Annotated in this window: 1 protein-coding gene; it reads right to left on the bottom strand. The window is 68.0% G+C overall.

Annotation, left to right across the window (positions count from 1 at the left end; translation table 11 throughout):
* The coding region (locus AAEY88_RS14965; protein WP_350563659.1) for a hypothetical protein at window positions 1-233 on the bottom strand (233 nt) is incomplete at its 3' end.
* Window positions 234-247 lie beyond the last annotated feature (14 nt).

The following is a 247-nucleotide window of genomic DNA, read 5'->3' as shown; positions in this document are numbered from 1 at the left end:
GCTTTCTCCCATGCCGCGCCGGCGGCGTCGATCGCTTCGAGGATCGGCGACGGGTTCCACGTGCCGGGCTTCCACACCGCGACGATCGAATGGACAAGGCTGCCGTGCCCGACCTCCGTGTCGATGCGCGTGACGGACGGCCAGCGCCCGGCGTCGAAATGCGTCGGCAGGAAGCCCCAGCCATGGCCGTGCTGAAGCAGGTGACGCACGGTTTCGAGTTCGTTCGCGTACACGAGCCGGTCCGAGA

Origin of the sequence: Psychrobacter sp. CAL346-MNA-CIBAN-0220 (genome assembly GCF_040309805.1) — a bacterium.
Classification (GTDB): Bacteria; Pseudomonadota; Gammaproteobacteria; order Pseudomonadales; family Moraxellaceae; genus Psychrobacter.
The sequence above is the reverse complement of the archived record's forward strand: the minus strand, read 5'-3'. Positions and strand labels throughout refer to the sequence as shown.